Genomic DNA, 18,502 nt, shown 5'->3' on the forward strand with positions numbered 1-18,502 from the left:
GATTGCTAGCCAAAAGCCTGACGCATTTTTTAATCTTCTAATACTTCGATTGCTAAAATCTTATCGCCCTGACGAATATCGTCAACAACATCAACATTTTCAATCACTTTACCAAAGCAGGTATGGTTACGATCTAGGTGAGCCGTATTTGTTCTGCTGTGGCAGATAAAAAACTGTGAGCCACCGGTATTACGACCTGCATGAGCCATAGATAAAACGCCACGATCGTGATATTGATTTTCGCCATCTAATTCACAATCTATTTTATAACCCGGGCCACCTGTTCCTGCAAGGTGTGCTTTAGCCGGATCTTTTGAGTTAGGGCAACCACCCTGAACCATAAAGTTAGGAATTACACGGTGGAAAGCTATTCCATCATAAAAGCCTTCTTTAGCTAATTTTTTAAAGTTTGCAACTGCTTTTGGCGCATCATTTTCGTAGAATTCTACGGTCATATCGCCTTTTTCTGTTTTTATTATAGCTTTACTCATATCAATTTTTAAATATTAATTGTTTTCATGAAAACAATTGTTTTTACACATAAAAGGCAAAAATAACAAAATTGTATAACTTATAACATCATTAAATTTTTCTAAACAGTTTAAATGCGGTATTTTAGTGTTTTAAGTGAATAAGGTTTTGAGAAAAAAATATTATATCCTGCTGGCGCTTCTCCTGTGCAGCTTTTTGGTTAAAGCTTCTTCTCTGTTAATTTATATGGATGAAGATCAGAAGAATCATCTAAAAGCCTACGGCATAGCTTACTGGACTATTAGTAAGCAGGTGGAAGTAGATTGGCTTCTAAATTATCGTGGCGGAAGTTTTTTAATCAAATACAACAAAACTGTAGAGGATGAATGCAAAATAAGAGGCGTTTCTTACGAAGTTCTGGCAGATGGAAAAGTTGTAAACTTATTAAATGAAATCAGCGATCCTTCGGTTAACATGGAAATGGTTAAACTGGAAAAAACTCCAAAAATTGCCGTTTATTCTCCAAAAAGTAAATTACCCTGGGATGATGCTGTAACACTTGTACTTACCTATGCCGAAATTCCTTATGATGTGATTTACGATGATGATATTTTACAGGATAAACTAAACAAGTATGATTGGTTACACCTTCACCATGAAGATTTCACTGGTCAATATGGACGCTTCTGGTCAACTTTCAGGTATGCAAACTGGTACCAGGAAGATGTAAAAAACCAGGAGAGTATGGCCAAAAGACTAGGTTATAAAAAAGTTTCAGAAATGAAACTCGCTGTAGCCAAACACATTAAAGAATATTGTGCCGGAGGCGGATTTTTATTTGCTATGTGCTCCGGTACAGATAGTTTTGATATTGCCCTGGCTGCAGAAGGTGTAGATATTTGCGCTGCTATGTTTGATGGGGATGCTGCAGATCCGGATGCCCAATCCAAATTGGATTATAATAAGGCATTGGCTTTTCAGAACTTTAAGCTGGATAATAACCCGATGAATTATGAATTTTCGGATATTGACGTGACTCAAAACAGGCCCCTTAATGAAAGTAACGATTACTTCACGCTCTTTGATTTCTCCGCCAAATGGGATTTAGTACCAACCATGCTTACGCAAAACCATGATAAGGTTATTAAAGGTTTTATGGGCCAAACTACTGCCTTTAGAAAGAACCTGGTTAAAACCAGTGTCACTGTTTTAGGCGAAAACAAAGGTGCAGCAGAAGTGAGATACCTGCATGGAGAAATTGGAAAAGGACAATTTACTTTTTATGGCGGTCATGATCCTGAAGATTATCAACATGCCGTTGGCGATCCACCTACAGATTTAAATTTGCATCCAAATTCTCCGGGTTATCGTTTAATATTAAATAATGTGCTGTTCCCTGCGGCAAAAAAGAAACCTCAGAAAACATAAATCTGATTTAATTCCTGTTTTATAAATAAAATTATGCTTTGTTTTAAGTTCAATACGTGGTATTATTCCTTTTATGTATACAAAACAAAACACCATATGAATTTAGCATTTCACAAACCGAACAGCCTTAATCACCACCAAGAAACCGCTGTAAAACAACCTTTTACCACCTAAAATCGTAACACAAATAATACTTTGGCACAGCTTTTGGAACTGGGGCTTGTAATTAACAACCCGGATTATAAAAAACCGGGAATTTTAAACAAGAATATTATAAAAGAAAAATATTATGAAAAAGTTACTTATTGGTGCAAGTGTGTTACTATTATCAACGGGTGCATTTGCACAAACAAAAATGACTGGCGAAACGGCTAGATTTGGATTAAAAGCAGGTGTTAACCTTTCTAGATTCCATGCAAGCGGAGACGGTGCTACTGATTACAATAACAATGTTAAAGATAATGTTGGCTTTAACATTACGGGTTATGGTGATTTTGGTGTTGGAAATAACTTCTTTATTCAACCAGGAATCTCGTTACAAAACAAAGGTGCAAAGTTTGAACAAACAACTACAGTGGGTAATTTAACCACTACAAACGCTGTTAAAACAAATTTGATGGTAATTGAAGTGCCGATTAATGCAGTTTTCCGTATCCCTACTGGTGATGCAGGAGCCGTTCAAATTAGTGCAGGTCCTTACATTGGATTCAATATTTCTGGTAAAAACAAAATTGAATCAACAACTACCGGAACCAATGCAGCGGGTAATAGTTCATCTGAAAATGATTTAAAATTTGGTAGTTCAAGTGATAAAGATGCAAGCAGTACTGAATTTGGTGCAAACTTTGGTTTAGCTTATAGATTAAATTCAGGATTTACTGTAGGTGCTAACTATGGTTTAGGGCTTTCAAACTTGATTCCTAAAGATAGCAGAGTTGATGATAACAAATTAACTAACCGTGTATTAGGTTTCTCAGTTGGTTATTCATTCTAATTGTAGCCACATAAAAAAAGTCCCGATTTGCATCGGGACTTTTTTTGTGCCTTAAATTTTTATTAATCGTAGAAGTTCCAAGTTACTCCAAATTTCAATAATGCATCTTGCATTGGGTAACGTTTAACCGTATAATATCCAGGACTAAATAAGCCCTGATTTACGTAATCATACTTAACAAACAGGTTTGCCCGTTTTAAATTTGCCTTAATGTAAACATCTACTATTGGTGTAGATTTCATAATGGTATTGTCGCGAATGTAAAATTGAGCTGTTGCCGGCGAATATGAATAATTTGCATATTCAGTATTATATCTTACATCAAAACCAATATTGGCTTTTAACACCTTAAAAAAGGTTTGATCTAAGTAAAAACTGTTGCAGGTGTAAAAATCCGGTGTTCTTAATATGTCCTGTTTATCTGTTTTCTGATAAGCGAGATAATTTTCGACAACAAATTTACCGAACCTCCATTTTTTAGAAATATCTAAGCGGATTAAACTAATATCGCCACTTTCCTGGGTGGGTACAATGGTATTATTTCCACTCACTCCAAAATATAAATAATTAGTGGTTAAGAAATACTTTGCACCGGCATCAATTCCAAGCTTATCATTAATATAATTGAAAGATAAATTAGCAACCTTAGTGTTTTCGAAGTTATTATCCCATTTATAGTGGTTTCCATTGTAATGGTTAAAAAGTTCTGATGGCGATTGGTTTTGCAGATAAGCGCCCAAAACAATGCGGCCAATAGATTTACTCAACAAAACATTACTTTTTGCTTCATAAAGAAAATCTCCTGCATTTCTGCCTTGAAAAATCTGCTGTACATCTACATTAAGGTCAATATTGCCTGTAAACCTGTAGCCTAAGGAACCTAAAACTGTAATGTTCTGAAAAGAGAAATCAAGATCTTCATATAAAGTTCTGTTGCTCCTAAAGCCCAGGGCTTGATACTGATAATATTCGTGTCTGATTCCGGCATCTATTTTTAACTCATTTTTGATAACTGATGAATTTTTCGGTCGTAAAAAGAAACTATAAATAAATTCATTTTTAATCCGGCTAACATGCGTTGAATCATTTGTATAACTTGCTGCATCAGCAAGATTAGTATCGCGAATTAAAGCGGCAGGCAAAGCAACATGATTATCAGCCTCGTTTTTACTAAAGTCATATCCATTGCTGTTATACTCAACGGTATAAGTTATTTTATTGGTTGGTAAAACCGAGTTATTGGCCGTTAAAGAAGAATCAATACGACCAACGTAGTAAGTTTGCTTTAAAAACAAAGTATTTTTACGGTACAGGTTTCTGGCTGTTGTTAAATTTACCTGTTCTGCATCACGACTGATTTTCTGGTACCTGGGCGAAAAAATAGTGTCTTGCGCCACCGAACCATTTTCATAAGCCCGCATGGTGTTATATATAGCCGACGCCCATAAATTATACCGTTTATTTGGAGATTGATACCAGGTAAATATGGCTACATTTAAATTATCACCACGCTGTCTGGAATAAAACCCACGGGAATCTCCGCGGTTAAAATTTACCCCCGCATTCCAGTTTTTCTTTAGATTTTGACTATGCGTAGCTTTAAAAAGCTGCTCTTTTTGGCCGGCACTGATAAAATACAAACTGGTATAAGGTGCTCTTGCTTGGTAGTAAATAATATCTTCAGGCGTTAAAGCATAATAATCTAAAGAATGGTATCCCTCATCAAAACCGATTCTTTTACTGGGCTCGTACAATAAAGGTCTTGCCGCCAACCCCATATTACCATTATTTATAGTTGGGTGTTTTGGCTGCAATAACGGGCTATAATTTTGGATACCTACGGTTGATGTATCCAGCGGCAACAAAATAATGCTGTCTTTTGCAAGAGATAATTTAGTAAAACGGATAAATTTAGCTGTATAAACAACACTATCTTTATTACCATCCAGTTTTTTACGGATAGAATCAGCTTCTTTATTATTACCAATATCTGTTTTTAAATCCTGCGCATAAACACTATTCAGCCCGATGCACAGCAAAACAAAAAAACAGATTTTAAACAAGTGCCCCATGTTATAACTCAGAAATTAGCTGCGTTAAAATTTTAGTCATTTTAGGTTCTGCCTTTGCTGCAGCCTCCAAAATCTCATCCAGGTTAAAAGGTTTCAATTCTTCAGGGAAACCTTCATCCGTTAACACAGAAATTGCAAAAACAGGTAAACCTGCATGGTTTGCTACAATCACTTCAGGCACAGTACTCATGCCAACAGCATCGGCACCGATTAAGCGTAAATATTTATATTCTGCCTTTGTTTCTAAATTCGGGCCGGAAACCGCTACATATACCCCTTTGTGGCATTTTACATCAACAGTTTTGGCAATTTCGATGGCCTTTGAAATGATAGAACGTTTATAAGGCTCACTCATATCCGGAAAACGTGGTCCCAATTCGCTTTCTATTAAGCCTCTTAATGGGTTATCAGGCTGCAAGTTAATATGATCTTCGATAATCATTAAGTCGCCCTTTTTAAATTCAGGATTTAAAGAACCCGCAGCATTTGAAACAATTAAACTTTCAATGCCTAAACCTTTCATTACCCTTACCGGAAAGGTAATTTGTTGCATGCTATAACCTTCGTAATAATGCAAACGGCCCTGCATAGCAATTATTTTTTTCCCGTTTAAAGTTCCAAGAATCAGTTTACCGCTATGAAATTCGAGGGTTGAAATTGGAAAATTTGGGATATTAGAATACATCAGCTGATGTTCTACTTCTATTTCTTTAACCAGGCCACCTAAACCGGTGCCTAAAATAATGCCTATTTCTGGTTTAAAATTTTCAGTTTTACGTTTTATATATTCAACGGTTTCTTCTATTGCTCTTAACATAGTTTAAAATAAGTTCATCAAAGTTAATTTTATCCTTTTCAAATAAATCAACCTCAATGGGTAAATAATATGCCGGTAAATTTACCAGTAAATCTTCAAATCCGATAGCTTTTAAACGTTGACTATCCTTTTCTGTTGTGATGATGATTTTTTCTTTTCGCTTACCGGTTTCATAATCTGTTTTCAACTTTTTTATATCGTCCAAACTAAATGCATAATGGTCTGGATAACGATGGTGATGAATTGAATCTGTATATTTTTTTAATTCTTCAATTAATGGTTCGGGGTTTGCAATTCCGGTTAAAAGATAAATATCAGCATTTTTAACCGAATCCAGATTACGTTTTTCATTCTTATACAAACCTTTTAAATCACCGTATTTTAAGTAAGAATGCAATACAGGCTGATTGTTATTTGGCTGCAATTCATTTACAGATGCCTGCTGCGCCATGTGTGATAAAGGTATGGGAGATTTCGTCACCAATAATACATCTGCTCTTTTACGCGAAGAGAAAACATCTCTTAAATTTCCGGCCGGAAGCAAAAACTGAAATTTACCCAGTTTACTAAATTCGAACAGCAAAATATTAAAACCAGCTGTCACCTTTCTATGCTGAAAAGCATCATCTAAAATAATAACATCATGATGATCCTGTAATTGATTGATTCCGGCTACCCTGTCTTCACAAACGGCAACTGTAACTTGTTTAAATTTTTTATAATACTGCAATGGCTCATCGCCTATACTTTCAGCAGTTGCGTTTTCATCAGCAAGTATAAAACCGCTAGTTTTTCTTCCGTATCCGCGACTTAAAATGGCTACTTTATAATCAGTCAGCAAACGAACAAGATATTCGGTTGCAGGCGTTTTACCGGAGCCTCCAACAGCAAGATTACCGACACAAATCACCGGCAGATTAAATTTTGTTGAAGGAATAATTTTCCAGTCGTAAAGCTTCTTTCTAAGGATGACGGCCATACCGTAGAGGATAGAAAAAGGAAAAAGGAAAAGGCGTAAATATTTAATTAGCATACGGTGTTTCAAAAATACAGATTATTTAAAAAAGAAAGGCATGCGCTATCAATACCTTATAATTGAACCTTGAAACAATTAAAATAGTTTGCTTTCTGAAAAAACACATTTAATTTATTTTTATTATTATTGCTTTGTATAAACTAACAAACTCAATGTCACCGAATAAAAGATTAAAAGTTGGCCAGGGCCAAATCAGTGGATATTTATCAATTTTTTTAGGTGTTTTGGTATTACTGAGTGTTTTCTGCTTCAGGTATCCGGAACAATTAACTACCCCCGAATTCAGAGAGGTTTACACCAAATCTATTGCAGAAGCCTTAATGATTTTTGGCGTAATTGCTTCTTTCTTTTTTGCATTATTAAGTATAATACTCAGCAAAAAAATAAAACTTGCTTTTATTGGCTCAGCTATAACAGGAACAGCCATTATATTAGGGGCTTTAACCGTAAGAGGTACTGATGTGGCAAAAAGCAGCTGGCATTTTGGGCTGGACTGGATGATATTAGACTTGCTTTTAATGGTCGCTATTTTTGTGCCTTTAGAATTATTTTTTCCGAAGAACAAATCGCAAACCAAGTTTCATGAAGAATGGAGAACCGATTTAACTTACTTTGTAATCAGCCATTTGTTTATCCAATTTTTTGGTATCGTAACTCAAAAACCTGCAATTGTATTTTTTGGCTGGATGGGTTTAGAAAAGGTACATCTTTGGGTTCAAAGTCTGCCATTTGCAGTAGCATTGTTCCTTGCTTTTTTTAGTACAGATTTATTTCAATACTGGGCACACCGCTTTTTCCATACCCGTGTAGCTTTATGGCGTTTTCATTCTATCCACCACTCTACTCAAAACATGGATTGGCTTGCAGGCAGCAGAACACACTTTATAGATATTTTCTTTACCCGGGCCATGACTTTTATTCCTTTATATATTTTAGGTTTTTCGCCTACTGTATTTAATGTTTACATCATATTTATTGCCATTCATGCGGTACTGATCCATGCAAATACCCGGATTAATTTTGGTCCGTTAAAATACATTTTTACGACACCGCAATACCATCATTGGCATCATTGCGAAGATCCTAAATATTATGGGCACAACTTTGCCTCCATATTTCCTTTTATTGATATGATATTTGGAACCTACTATTTGCCGGGCAAAACATGGCCTGCCGGAACGGGTGTACATGAGGCCGCTTATCCAAAGGGTTTTATAAAACAATCTATTTATCCGTTTACAAAAAGTCCTTTTGATACCGATTTAAATATGGAAGAACGAAGCGATCGATAACTTATCTGATTTTGCTTAATTCTCTGTCATTTCGTTCAAAACCGGCCGGTTTTATCAATTCATCAAACGTTTGTCCTGATTAAGCCTTTATTTTCTGACAGTTTTATAGAATTGGCTATGTATAAAACCATTATCTTTGCGCAAATCATAATTAAAACATCATGCTTAAAGGATTTTTTAACGTACCAACACCGGTAAACGAACCTATTTTAAACTATGCTCCGGGTAGCAAAGAACGTGCACTTTTAAAAGAAGCACTTGCTGAAGCCCGTTCTCATCAGCAGGATATCCCGATGTATATCGGTGGTAAAGCGGTGCATACTTCAAAAAAAGGTAAAGTTGTTCCTCCACACGATCACCAGCATGTTTTAGCTCAATTTAGCATTGGCGATAAAACACACATTAACCAGGCTATTGATGCGGCATTAGCGGCAAAACAAGACTGGGAAAATTTAAACTGGGAACACAGAGCGGCCATCTTTTTAAAAGCGGCTGATTTAATTGCCGGCAAATACCGTTATAAATTAAATGCGGCAACTATGCTTGGCCAAAGCAAAAATGCTTATCAGGCAGAAATTGATGCAGCTTGCGAATTAATTGATTTCTTACGTTTTAACGTAAGTTACATGTCTGATATTTACAAACAACAACCTCCGGTATCACCAAGAGGAAGCTGGAACCGTGTAGAACAACGCCCCTTAGAAGGTTTTGTATTTGCGTTAACCCCTTTCAACTTTACAGCTATTGCAGCAAATTTACCTGCTTCGGCAGCAATGATGGGTAACGTGGTGGTTTGGAAACCTGCCGACACACAAGTTTATGCAGCAAACCTGTTAATGGAAATTTTCCGCGAAGCGGGTTTACCTGATGGCGTAGTTAATTTGGTTTATGCTGACGGACCGGAAACTGGTAATGTAATTTTTAACCATGCAGATTTTGCCGGTATTCACTTTACAGGCTCTACAAAAGTATTTCAGGAAATCTGGAAAACCATTGGTACTAACATTCATAAATATAAATCATATCCTCGCATTGTAGGCGAAACTGGTGGTAAAGATTTTATCCTCGTTCATCCTTCAGCACAGGTTGATATTGCAAGTACAGCAATCGTTCGTGGTGCCTTCGAATATCAGGGACAAAAATGTTCGGCGGCAAGTCGTGTTTACATTGCAAAAAGCTTATGGCCTGCCATTAAAGAATTAATGATTCGCGATTTAGCAACCTTTAAAATGGGTGGCACTGAAGATTTCAGCAACTTTATTAATGCGGTTATTGATGAGCGTTCATTTGATAAATTAGCTAAATATATCGATCAGGCTAAAAAAGATAAAGGTGTGGAGATTATTGCCGGCGGAAATTACGATAAGAGCAAAGGTTATTTTATTGAGCCGACTGTTTTAGTGGTTGACGATCCTAAGTACGCTACGATGTGTGAAGAATTGTTTGGCCCTGTTTTAACAGTTTACGTTTATGAAGACAAAGATTTTGATCAGATTTTAGAAGTAATTGATACCACATCGCCTTATGCTTTAACCGGTGCTTTAATTGCTCAGGATCGTTATGCGATTGACAAAGCTTCTCATGCTTTACGTAATGCAGCAGGTAATTTCTACATTAACGATAAATGTACAGGAGCTGTAGTTGGTCAGCAGCCATTTGGTGGTGCCAGAGGATCGGGCACTAACGATAAAGCCGGATCGATGATTAACTTGTTACGTTGGGTTTCTCCGCGTACCATTAAAGAGGTTTTCGAATCCCCAACAGATTATCGTTACCCGTTTTTAGCAGAAGATTAATTTTTATATACACATCCCACTGAATTTATTTCAGAACGACCACTTAAAACCTCTGATTGCTCAGGGGTTTTTTCTTTTTTACAAGAATCGCTTAAGGTTAAATTAATCTTTAGACCAGCTGTTTTGTCAATTTTTATTAATTTAGGCCACATCAATACTGAAATTAAATTACGCACTCAAAACAGATCTTAAAAATGACCGCCTGTGTAAACTGCAACCAATTATTATCAGAAAATTACTGTCCAAACTGCGGATATCCGGCAAAGCTTAAAAGAATTGACGGACATTATATAAAACACGAAATTGAGCATGTGCTGCATTTCGAAAAAGGAATTTTCTACACCATAAAGGAGTTATTAGTCAGACCCGGAAACAGTGTCAAAGAATTTATATCGGAAAACAGGAACAGACTTGTAAAACCCATTATTTTCATCATTGTATCCTCTTTAGTTTACTCCGTTATAAATCACTTCTTTCACCTGGAAGATGGCTATGTTAAGTTTGATGAAGCTAAAAGGACAGCAACGAGTGCAATTTTCGAATGGATACAAAATCATTATGGTTATGCAAACATTATGATGGGAACATTTATTGCTTTATGGCTAAAATTATTTTTCAGAAAATATAATTATAATTTTTTCGAAATATTAATCCTTTTATGCTTTGTAATGGGAATGGGCATGCTGTTTTTTTCAGTTTTTGCCATTGCAGAAGGTTTAAGCAAAATTCATCTGATGCAAATTGCAGGCATAGTTGGCTTTGCATATTGCACATGGGCAATCGGACAGTTTTTTGAGAGAAAAAAGACCACAAGCTATCTGAAAGCACTTGTAGCTTACGTATTAGGATATGCTAGCTTTTATTTATTGGCAATGCTTTTGGGCTTGCTCTTCGGTTTAATATCAAAACACTAATACGCCAAATTAAATTCACAAAATATATCAATAAAATAGATTTGAAAAGCAGTTGCAGCAGGTTTCTGTCAAGTTAGCCCACAACTAAATAAAAAAAGCCCCGGCATACACCGGGACTTCAGAACTAAAAAAAATACATCAATGGGATGGCATGGGTTAACTCACCTTAAAAGCAGGTGTAACATCCTCAAGACTTGAGCTCGTTACTTTTAAATCTTTTATTAAACCTGTTTTTAAGCTGTAAACCCATGCATGTACAGATAATTCCTGTCCGCTTGCCCATGCACTTTGTACAATAGAAGTGTTCATTATATTGGCAGCACCTTCAATAGCATTCAATTCCACTAAACGATCAAATTTTTGTTCAGGATCTTTCATGGTTTCCATTTCGCGGTCGTGCATGCGGTACACATCCCTGATATTTCTCAGCCAGTTATCAATTATACCCACTTGTTTATTGCCTAAAGCAGCTTTTACACCACCACAACCATAATGACCGCAAACAATTACATGTTTTACTTTTAAAACATTAACCGAATAATCTAAAACAGATAACATGTTCATGTCGGTATGAACCACAACATTTGCAATGTTCCGGTGTACAAATATATCGCCCGGCATTGTGTTGGTAATCTGGTTTGCAGGTACGCGGCTATCCGAACAACCTATCCATAAAACCGGTGGGTTTTGTCCTGCTGATAATTTATCGAAATAGCCTGGATTGATGTCGAGCATATCTTTAACCCAATCCTTATTTCCCTGTAATAAACTATCGTATGTTATATCTTTTGTTTCTATAGTTTTTGCGCACATAATTTCTTAGTTATTAATTTCTTCTACTATCTTATTTGTTAATTTAGGAACAGTATAATGTTTTTGTATGTTCTCCAGGGTTACAATAATTCCCTTTGTATAAGCATTGTGTTTGTAATTAAAAATGGTTTCTAAAACATCCGGATCAATATATCTGGAGTTTGAACCATCTATAATCACATTGGTTTCTTTAGGTATGTTTGTTAAAACAACTTGTATTGCTGCCTTATTTAAAAATGAAACTTCTTCTGCAAGTTTAATCCTGAGGTTCTTTTTATCGCCTTCATCCTGAATTTTATAAAAGAAAGGATTACGCATATTGGTACGAAGCAGGTAAAATATAGATACAGCCATACCTATCCCCACACCAATTAATAAATCGCTTAATAGTACCGCTACAATAGTCACCACAAATGGCACAAACTGATCCCAGCCTTTGTGATACATGTGTTTAAACAAGCTGATTCTGGTTAGTTTATAACCTGTAACTAAAAGTACAGCTGCTAAACACGAAAGCGGAATCATATTGATGATTTGCGGAATAAAAAGCAATGAAAGTAATAGCCAGCCACCATGAAAAATTGCAGACATTTTGGTTCTTCCACCTGCGTTTACATTGGCCGAACTTCTAACAATAACCGATGTCATAGGTATACCGCCCAGCATACCACTGGTTATATTTCCAATACCCTGTGCAACCAACTCTCTATTAGTTGGAGAAACCCGTTTAATAGGATCTATTTTATCAACCGCTTCAATGCTTAAAAGGGTTTCTAAACTGGCTACAGCTGCAATGGTTGCAGCAACAAGGTAAACTTTTGGATTCCCCAACGCAGAAAAATCCGGCATGGTAAATAAACCCAAAAATTCTCCAAAACCATTAACCACAGGAATGCTTACAATTTGATCAGTCCTTAACTGGTATTCTGTCCCGGCGAAAATCAAACTGCCTGCAACTCCCAGTATCACAACCAATAAAGGTGCGGGCACTATGCTCAGTTTTTTAAACCTTGGCCAAAAAATTAATACCGCAATTGATAATACGCTAATGACTATTGCAGCAAGACTTACATGATTTAATGCAGAGGTAATGGCCGAAAAGGTGTTTTCATTGTCTTTTTGAAAAAAACCTTCGTCTCCGGGAAAATCTGAATCGACACCAAGTGCATGGGGTAACTGTTTTAAAATCAGTGTCAGACCAATTGCGGCAAGCATGCCCTCGATAACACTGGAAGGAAAGTAATTACCAATAGTACCGGCCTTAATTAACCCCAAAACCATTTGAAAAATACCTGCCAGTACAACTGCAAGGAGAAAAATCTGGTAACTGCCCAATTGTGCTATTGCACCTAAAACAATAACCGTTAAACCCGCAGCCGGACCACTAACACTTAACTGCGATCCACTAATAGAGGCAACTACTGTACCCCCAACAATACCGGCAATTAATCCGGCAAATAGTGGTGCACCTGAAGCGAATGCAATACCTAAACATAGCGGTAAAGCCACCAGAAAAACCACAATACTTGAAGGTAAATCTTTCTTTAAATTCTTTTTAAGAAAATATTTTTTAACATCCGAACCTGAAAAAGTCGGCTTATTCTTTTGCATAATAATATAGATTATCTAATAAATTTTAACGAACAAATCGTGGAAATCCATTAAAAATCAACAGATAATTAGGTAAGTATCCTAAAAAATTAGTCACACTATACTATTATCACTTAAAAAATAAGCTGATTTTCTTTGGATTAATCCAAAAAACAATTAGACAAAATTTGGAGGAGGGGTTGGCACAGTGGCATGATATGGATCTACATATCTTTTTGAATGCTCAAAAAAGCTGTTGTTAAGTGAAAAGTGTCCTGAAGAAAATTCGTAAGATACCAATGGGTAGTTTACTTCGATAAGTTTAAAATCGGTAAATTTTGCTGTACCCTTGGCTGCATCTTTTCCGCCATCATGCTCTAATTCAATTTGCATAATTACGGCATTCATAATTTCCTTATCAACATTTGTAAAAAATACCGGCGCACCAGATATGCCCATCTTCGCCATGAAGATGCCCATAAAGGTTGCAACAATAAGGTATTTATACTTTCTTAAAAACATTGATAAACTTGTATTTCACTCGTATGCCTGCAAAAATAACACCATAATTGGTTTTTCAATGCATAAAGCTGTAAAAAAAATGTAATATAATACATCTCATAAATTGAATATAAAGATTTAATTTCGCAGGTATGAAGAGACTACTGCTGCTAGTTGTGTTGTGCTATCCTGTTTTATTGTATGCACAAAATAACAATTCCCCATCTACTTATGATCCACACGACATTGCCATTACAGGTTATTTGCAAACACAATTTCAAAAAGCACAATCGCCAGGGATTACTTCATTTTCAGGTGGAGATTTTTCTGCCAATTCCGACAGCAGATTTATTGTAAGACGTGGGCGTTTAAAAATAGACCGTGTGGACAAATACACCAGCATTGTTTTTCAACTTGATGCAACACAAAACGGAGTACAACTAATGGATGCCTTTATTCAGCTTCGTGAACCAAAATTTAAAGAGTTTAAATTAACAGCAGGTTTATTTAACCGCCCTTTCGGCTATTCTATTGTTTATTCTTCTGGTTACAGGGATTTTCCTGAAAGGCCAAGGGTGTTTCAAACTTTAATGCCCCGTGAGCGTGATCTTGGTGCTTTAATTGGCTATCAGCCGCAAAACAAATGGAAGTTTCTAAACCTTGAGTTTGCTGTTGTAAACGGAAGTGGCTTAACGGTCCGTGATTACGACTCTAAAAAGGATTTTATCGGAAACATTGCCTTTAAATTTGACAGTTTGGCCAATAAAAAACTAAACATAGGCTTTGGCGGCTCTGCATACAGGGGTTATGTTAGAAGCAACACCAAAACATATTACAGTGCAACAAATACTGGTTATACCGGCAATACAAATGATAATATTTTAGGTTCTTACCTGAATCGTAACTACTATGGTGCAAACCTTCAAATTCAGTACGACAACAGCTTCGGGAAAACCAGTTTTAAATCTGAATATGTTGCAGGGCAACAACCGGGTGTAGCCAGTTCTGCTGATTTAAAAGGCCCCTACGCAAGTCAGAGTTTTGCCACGCAGCCGGCTACAAATTTATATGAAAGACATTTTAACGGTTATTATTTTTGGTTAACGCAGGAGCTGTGGAAAACAAAGCTTACTGCACTTTTAGCTTATGACGTTTACGATCCGAATACTAATGTTAGCGGAACTGTAATTGGTCAGCCAAATAATTTTACAACCGCCGGCGATATAAAATATGCCACATTTGGCTACGGACTTACCTATCAGTTAAATGGAAGGTTAAAATTTACACTTTATAACGAGCATGTGGAGAATGAAAAAACAATTGTTGAAGGATTTGACCGTGACCTGAGAGATGATGTATTTACGGCACGCTTGCAATACCGCTGGTAATTTTTAATTTTAAAAAATGATATCATCTAACCATGGATAAGAAAATAGCTTTACTACAAGATAAAATACAACAGGCAAATCTTGGTGGCGGACAGGCCCGGATTGACAGTCAACATAAAAAAGGAAAATTAACCGCCAGAGAACGTATTCATTTTTTAATGGATGAGGGCAGTTTTGAAGAAATTGGAATGATGGTTACCCACCGCAGTACCGATTTTGGAATGGAGCGTGAAAAATATCTTGGAGATGGTGTAATTACCGGGTATGGAACCATTAACGGTCGTTTAACTTATGTATTTTCTCAGGATTTCACAATTTTTGGCGGTTCATTATCAGAAACCCATGCCGAAAAGATTTGCAAATTAATGGAAATGGCCATGAAAAATGGAGCTCCGTTAATTGGATTAAATGATAGTGGTGGTGCCCGTATTCAGGAAGGTGTAGTTTCTTTAGGTGGTTATGCTGATATTTTTTACCGCAATGTTCAGGCTTCCGGCGTTATCCCCCAGTTATCTGCAATTATGGGGCCCTGTGCTGGCGGAGCCGTATATTCTCCGGCAATTACCGACTTTATTTTAATGGTGGAGAACACCTCATATATGTTTGTAACAGGCCCGAATGTGGTTAAAACAGTTACGCATGAGGAAGTAACCTCTGAAGAATTAGGAGGTGCAAGCACACATGCTACAAAATCGGGTGTAACGCATTTTGCCTGTGCCAATGAAATTGAAGCCATTAACCATGTTAAAAAGTTATTGAGCTACATGCCTCAAAATTGTGAGGAAATGGCAGAAATACTTCCTTACGAAGACTCCGATGAAAGCAGACTGGGACTAAACACATTTATGCCTCAAAATGCGTCGCAGCCTTATGATATTCGTGAGGTAATTTCTGCCGTAGCAGATGCGGAAAGTTTTTTAGAGGTACACAAAGATTTCGCTGAAAACATTGTAGTGGGTTTTGCCCGTCTTGCCGGAAGAAGTATTGGTATTGTGGCAAATCAACCCGCTTATCTTGCTGGCGTTTTAGATAGCAACTCTTCTACCAAAGCCGCTCGTTTTGTTCGCTTTTGCGATTGTTTTAACATTCCCCTTCTGGTTTTCGAAGATGTTCCGGGCTTTTTACCGGGTACGGATCAGGAATGGAACGGAATTATAACCAATGGTGCCAAACTTTTATACGCCTTTAGCGAAGCTACAGTACCACGCATTACCGTAATTACCCGTAAAGCTTATGGCGGTGCCTATGATGTGATGAATAGTAAACACATCGGTGCGGATATGAATTATGCATGGCCAAGTGCTGAAATTGCCGTTATGGGCGCTAAAGGTGCTGCAGAAATTATCTTTAAAAGAGAGATTACCTCGGCAGAAGATCCACAGGAAAAATGGCTTGAAAAAGAAAAGTTATATTCTGATATTTTTGCTAATCCATACCGTGCTGCAGAGCGTGGTTTTGTGGATGAAGTAATAGAACCTTCGCAAACCCGCATAAAATTAATCCGTGCCTTTAAAATGCTTGAAAACAAAGTGGTTAATAATCCACGAAAAAAACACGGCAATATACCCTTGTAATTATGAAAGACGGGTGAAATTCTGAATTGAATAATAGTAATTGTACATTTTTACATTTCATCAATTTAGTTCTGGCATCCATTTTACATATTTACATCTTATATGCTAAAGCGTACAGATATATTGTTGATGGCCTTTTGCACGGGCCTTATCGTTGCAAACATTTATTATTGCCAGCCCCTGGTTATTTTAGTGGCTAAAGATTTTAACTTAACCGAAAGTTATGCAGGCCGTATCACCTATTTAACTCAAATTGGTTATGCCCTGGGTTTGTTTCTTTTAGTACCGCTGGGTGATATGTTTGAACGCAAAAAGCAAATCCTTTTAATTACAGCCCTTGCCATTTTCGCTTTATTAATTGCAGCCGTTTCCAAAACCTTTTTATTGCTTGAAATTGCCAGTATACTTATTGGAGCATGTTCAATAGTTCCGCAACTTATTTTGCCTTTAGCTGCAAATTTAAGTACCGATGAAAACCGGGGCGCTAATATTGGCATGATTATGAGTGGCTTGCTCGTTGGTATTCTCGCCTCAAGAGCCGTTAGCGGAAGCATTGGCTTTTGGCTGGGCTGGAGAGCAGTTTATTATATGGCCGCAGCAATTTGTTTACTTCTGATTGGCTTAATGGCTAAACGTTTCCCTCAAAGCTATCCCACATTTAAGGGGAATTATAAAGAATTAATGAGTTCGATGTTTAGCTACATTAAAACTCAACCGGTTTTACGCGAAACATCCATCATCAATTTTTTAGCATTTGCTATTATTAGTGCCTTTTGGACCACCATGGTTTTATTTTTGGCCAATCCCCCATTTAACTTTCAAACCCTGGAGATTGGTTTATTTGGCATTGCAGGTGCAGCCGGAGCTTTAGCCGCACCATTGGTTGGTAAACTGAGCGATGGAGGCAATCCGCGGAAGAATTTAATGACGGGTTTTATTTTACAGATTATAAGTATTGTTTTCTTCTATTTTACCGGAAACCATTTATATCTATTCATTATCGGGATTATATTGATTGATATCGCCCAACAAGCTATCCACGTAACCAATCAAACCCGTATCTACACTTTAATTCCTGAAGCGAGAAACCGCCTCAATACAATCTTTATGTCCGTAAGTTTTATTGGGGCAAGCTGTGGTTCGGCAATGGGTTTATGGTTGTGGGATCAGGGTGGCTGGATGCTTTTCTGTTATGGCATGACCGGGATTATAATCCTCAACATGTTAATTTACCTGTTTTATGGAAAGAAAAAATTTAACCCTTCGTAAACAAGTTTAGCCTAAAATATTATATCCATCAGACAGGTATTCCGGCATTTGTTTTTATTTTAGCCGTATTACGAAAGGCAATAAGCCTAAATACAGTTAATGGTTCAAGTAGAACAAATATTTCCATCGCTCACCTGGCGCATCAGACATGAAGTGATGTATCCTGATCGTCCTTTCGATTTTGTAAAACTGAAAGAAGATTTCGAAGGCATTCATTTTGGTTTATATGCGGATCATAAACTAACCGGCGTGGTTTCTCTTTTCCAGGAAGGAACTATTTACCAGTTCAGAAAATTAGCCGTTTTAACCGCTGCACAAAAAATGGGTTACGGTGCTCAATTGCTGCAATATGTAATCGATTTTTGCAAAATTCAAAAGGCAACAAAACTATGGTGTAATGCCCGGGTAAATGCAAAAGAATTTTATGTTAAATTTGGTTTTCAGGCAACAGATCGGATCTTTTCAAAAGATGGGCTTGATTTTGTAATTATGGAGTTAGCATTAAATAAAATTGAAGAAAAATAAATAGTTTGTAACCTTGTTGCAG

Annotated in this window: 17 protein-coding genes; 9 read left to right on the plus strand and 8 right to left on the minus strand. The window is 36.8% G+C overall.

Annotated features, from left to right (window positions below):
* Positions 1-29: 29 nt before the first annotated feature.
* A complete protein-coding gene (locus O0955_RS00725; RefSeq protein WP_199157085.1) occupies positions 30-491 on the minus strand; it encodes a peptidylprolyl isomerase in 462 nt (153 codons plus the stop codon).
* Between the two features lie 226 nt (positions 492-717).
* On the opposite strand from O0955_RS00725, the gene O0955_RS00730 reads away from it, so the two are divergent.
* Together O0955_RS00730 and O0955_RS00735 are read left to right on the plus strand one after the other, a co-directional pair.
* Positions 718-1,899: an asparagine synthetase B gene (locus tag O0955_RS00730; protein ID WP_269426588.1), complete on the plus strand. Its 1,182-nt coding sequence runs from the start codon at positions 718-720 to the stop codon at positions 1,897-1,899.
* Positions 1,900-2,188: 289 nt separating this feature from the next.
* A complete protein-coding gene (locus O0955_RS00735; protein ID WP_269425628.1) occupies positions 2,189-2,893 on the plus strand; it encodes a porin family protein in 705 nt (234 codons plus the stop codon).
* 62 nt (positions 2,894-2,955) lie between these two features.
* Here O0955_RS00735 and O0955_RS00740 read toward each other — a convergent pair whose 3' ends face one another.
* From O0955_RS00740 to lpxK, 3 genes are read right to left on the minus strand one after another with little or no spacing between them, the layout of a single operon-like run.
* On the minus strand, positions 2,956-4,956 hold the full coding sequence (locus O0955_RS00740; protein ID WP_269425629.1) for a putative porin: 2,001 nt from the start codon (positions 4,954-4,956) through the stop codon (positions 2,956-2,958).
* Between the two features lie 10 nt (positions 4,957-4,966).
* The gene (locus tag O0955_RS00745) at positions 4,967-5,782 is read right to left on the minus strand and encodes a purine-nucleoside phosphorylase (RefSeq protein WP_269425630.1); all 816 of its coding nucleotides are present in this window, start codon (positions 5,780-5,782) and stop codon (positions 4,967-4,969) included.
* Positions 5,754-6,815, minus strand: a complete 1,062-nt coding sequence (gene lpxK / locus O0955_RS00750) for a tetraacyldisaccharide 4'-kinase (RefSeq protein WP_269425631.1) — start codon at positions 6,813-6,815, stop codon at positions 5,754-5,756. Before lpxK ends, O0955_RS00745 begins: the two co-directional genes overlap by 29 nt.
* A 155-nt stretch (positions 6,816-6,970) precedes the next feature.
* Between lpxK and O0955_RS00755 the strand changes: the two genes are divergently transcribed.
* Positions 6,971-8,110, plus strand: a complete 1,140-nt coding sequence (locus O0955_RS00755) for a sterol desaturase family protein (protein WP_269425632.1) — start codon at positions 6,971-6,973, stop codon at positions 8,108-8,110.
* A gap of 161 nt (positions 8,111-8,271) precedes the next feature.
* Positions 8,272-9,906 (plus strand): L-glutamate gamma-semialdehyde dehydrogenase, encoded by a 1,635-nt coding sequence (pruA, locus tag O0955_RS00760; RefSeq protein ID WP_269425633.1) that lies wholly within the window; start codon positions 8,272-8,274, stop codon positions 9,904-9,906.
* On the opposite strand, the gene O0955_RS00765 is transcribed toward pruA, so the two are convergent.
* Positions 9,903-10,058, minus strand: a complete 156-nt coding sequence (locus O0955_RS00765; RefSeq protein WP_269425634.1) for a hypothetical protein — start codon at positions 10,056-10,058, stop codon at positions 9,903-9,905. The genes pruA and O0955_RS00765 overlap by 4 nt on opposite strands.
* A gap of 42 nt (positions 10,059-10,100) precedes the next feature.
* Here O0955_RS00765 and O0955_RS00770 point away from each other — a divergent pair, with 42 nt between their 5' ends.
* Positions 10,101-10,820 carry a DUF3667 domain-containing protein gene (locus O0955_RS00770; RefSeq protein WP_269425635.1) on the plus strand — a complete coding sequence of 240 codons (720 nt, stop codon included), beginning with the start codon at positions 10,101-10,103 and terminating at the stop codon, positions 10,818-10,820.
* A gap of 156 nt (positions 10,821-10,976) precedes the next feature.
* Here the strand turns inward: O0955_RS00770 and can are convergent, their stop codons facing one another.
* The 3 genes from can to O0955_RS00785 all read right to left on the minus strand — a co-directional run bounded on the left by can (position 10,977) and on the right by O0955_RS00785 (position 13,745).
* A complete protein-coding gene (can, locus tag O0955_RS00775; protein ID WP_269425636.1) occupies positions 10,977-11,633 on the minus strand; it encodes a carbonate dehydratase in 657 nt (218 codons plus the stop codon).
* Positions 11,634-11,639: 6 nt separating this feature from the next.
* Positions 11,640-13,244, minus strand: coding sequence for a SulP family inorganic anion transporter (locus O0955_RS00780; protein ID WP_269425637.1), 1,605 nt, complete (start codon positions 13,242-13,244; stop codon positions 11,640-11,642).
* 156 nt (positions 13,245-13,400) lie between these two features.
* Positions 13,401-13,745: a hypothetical protein gene (locus tag O0955_RS00785; RefSeq protein WP_269425638.1), complete on the minus strand. Its 345-nt coding sequence runs from the start codon at positions 13,743-13,745 to the stop codon at positions 13,401-13,403.
* 131 nt (positions 13,746-13,876) lie between these two features.
* On the opposite strand from O0955_RS00785, the gene O0955_RS00790 reads away from it, so the two are divergent.
* The 4 genes from O0955_RS00790 (at position 13,877) to O0955_RS00805 (ending at position 18,480) form a co-directional block, all read left to right on the plus strand.
* The gene (locus O0955_RS00790) at positions 13,877-15,112 is read left to right on the plus strand and encodes a porin family protein (protein WP_269425639.1); all 1,236 of its coding nucleotides are present in this window, start codon (positions 13,877-13,879) and stop codon (positions 15,110-15,112) included.
* A 32-nt stretch (positions 15,113-15,144) separates the two neighbouring features.
* Positions 15,145-16,686: an acyl-CoA carboxylase subunit beta gene (locus O0955_RS00795; RefSeq protein ID WP_269425640.1), complete on the plus strand. Its 1,542-nt coding sequence runs from the start codon at positions 15,145-15,147 to the stop codon at positions 16,684-16,686.
* A 102-nt stretch (positions 16,687-16,788) separates the two neighbouring features.
* Positions 16,789-17,955, plus strand: a complete 1,167-nt coding sequence (locus tag O0955_RS00800; RefSeq protein WP_269425641.1) for an MFS transporter — start codon at positions 16,789-16,791, stop codon at positions 17,953-17,955.
* A 99-nt stretch (positions 17,956-18,054) separates the two neighbouring features.
* A complete protein-coding gene (locus tag O0955_RS00805; protein ID WP_269425642.1) occupies positions 18,055-18,480 on the plus strand; it encodes a GNAT family N-acetyltransferase in 426 nt (141 codons plus the stop codon).
* The last annotated feature ends 22 nt before the right edge of the window (positions 18,481-18,502 follow it).

Source organism: Pedobacter punctiformis, from assembly GCF_027213715.1.
Taxonomy (GTDB): Bacteria; Bacteroidota; Bacteroidia; order Sphingobacteriales; family Sphingobacteriaceae; genus Pedobacter; species Pedobacter punctiformis.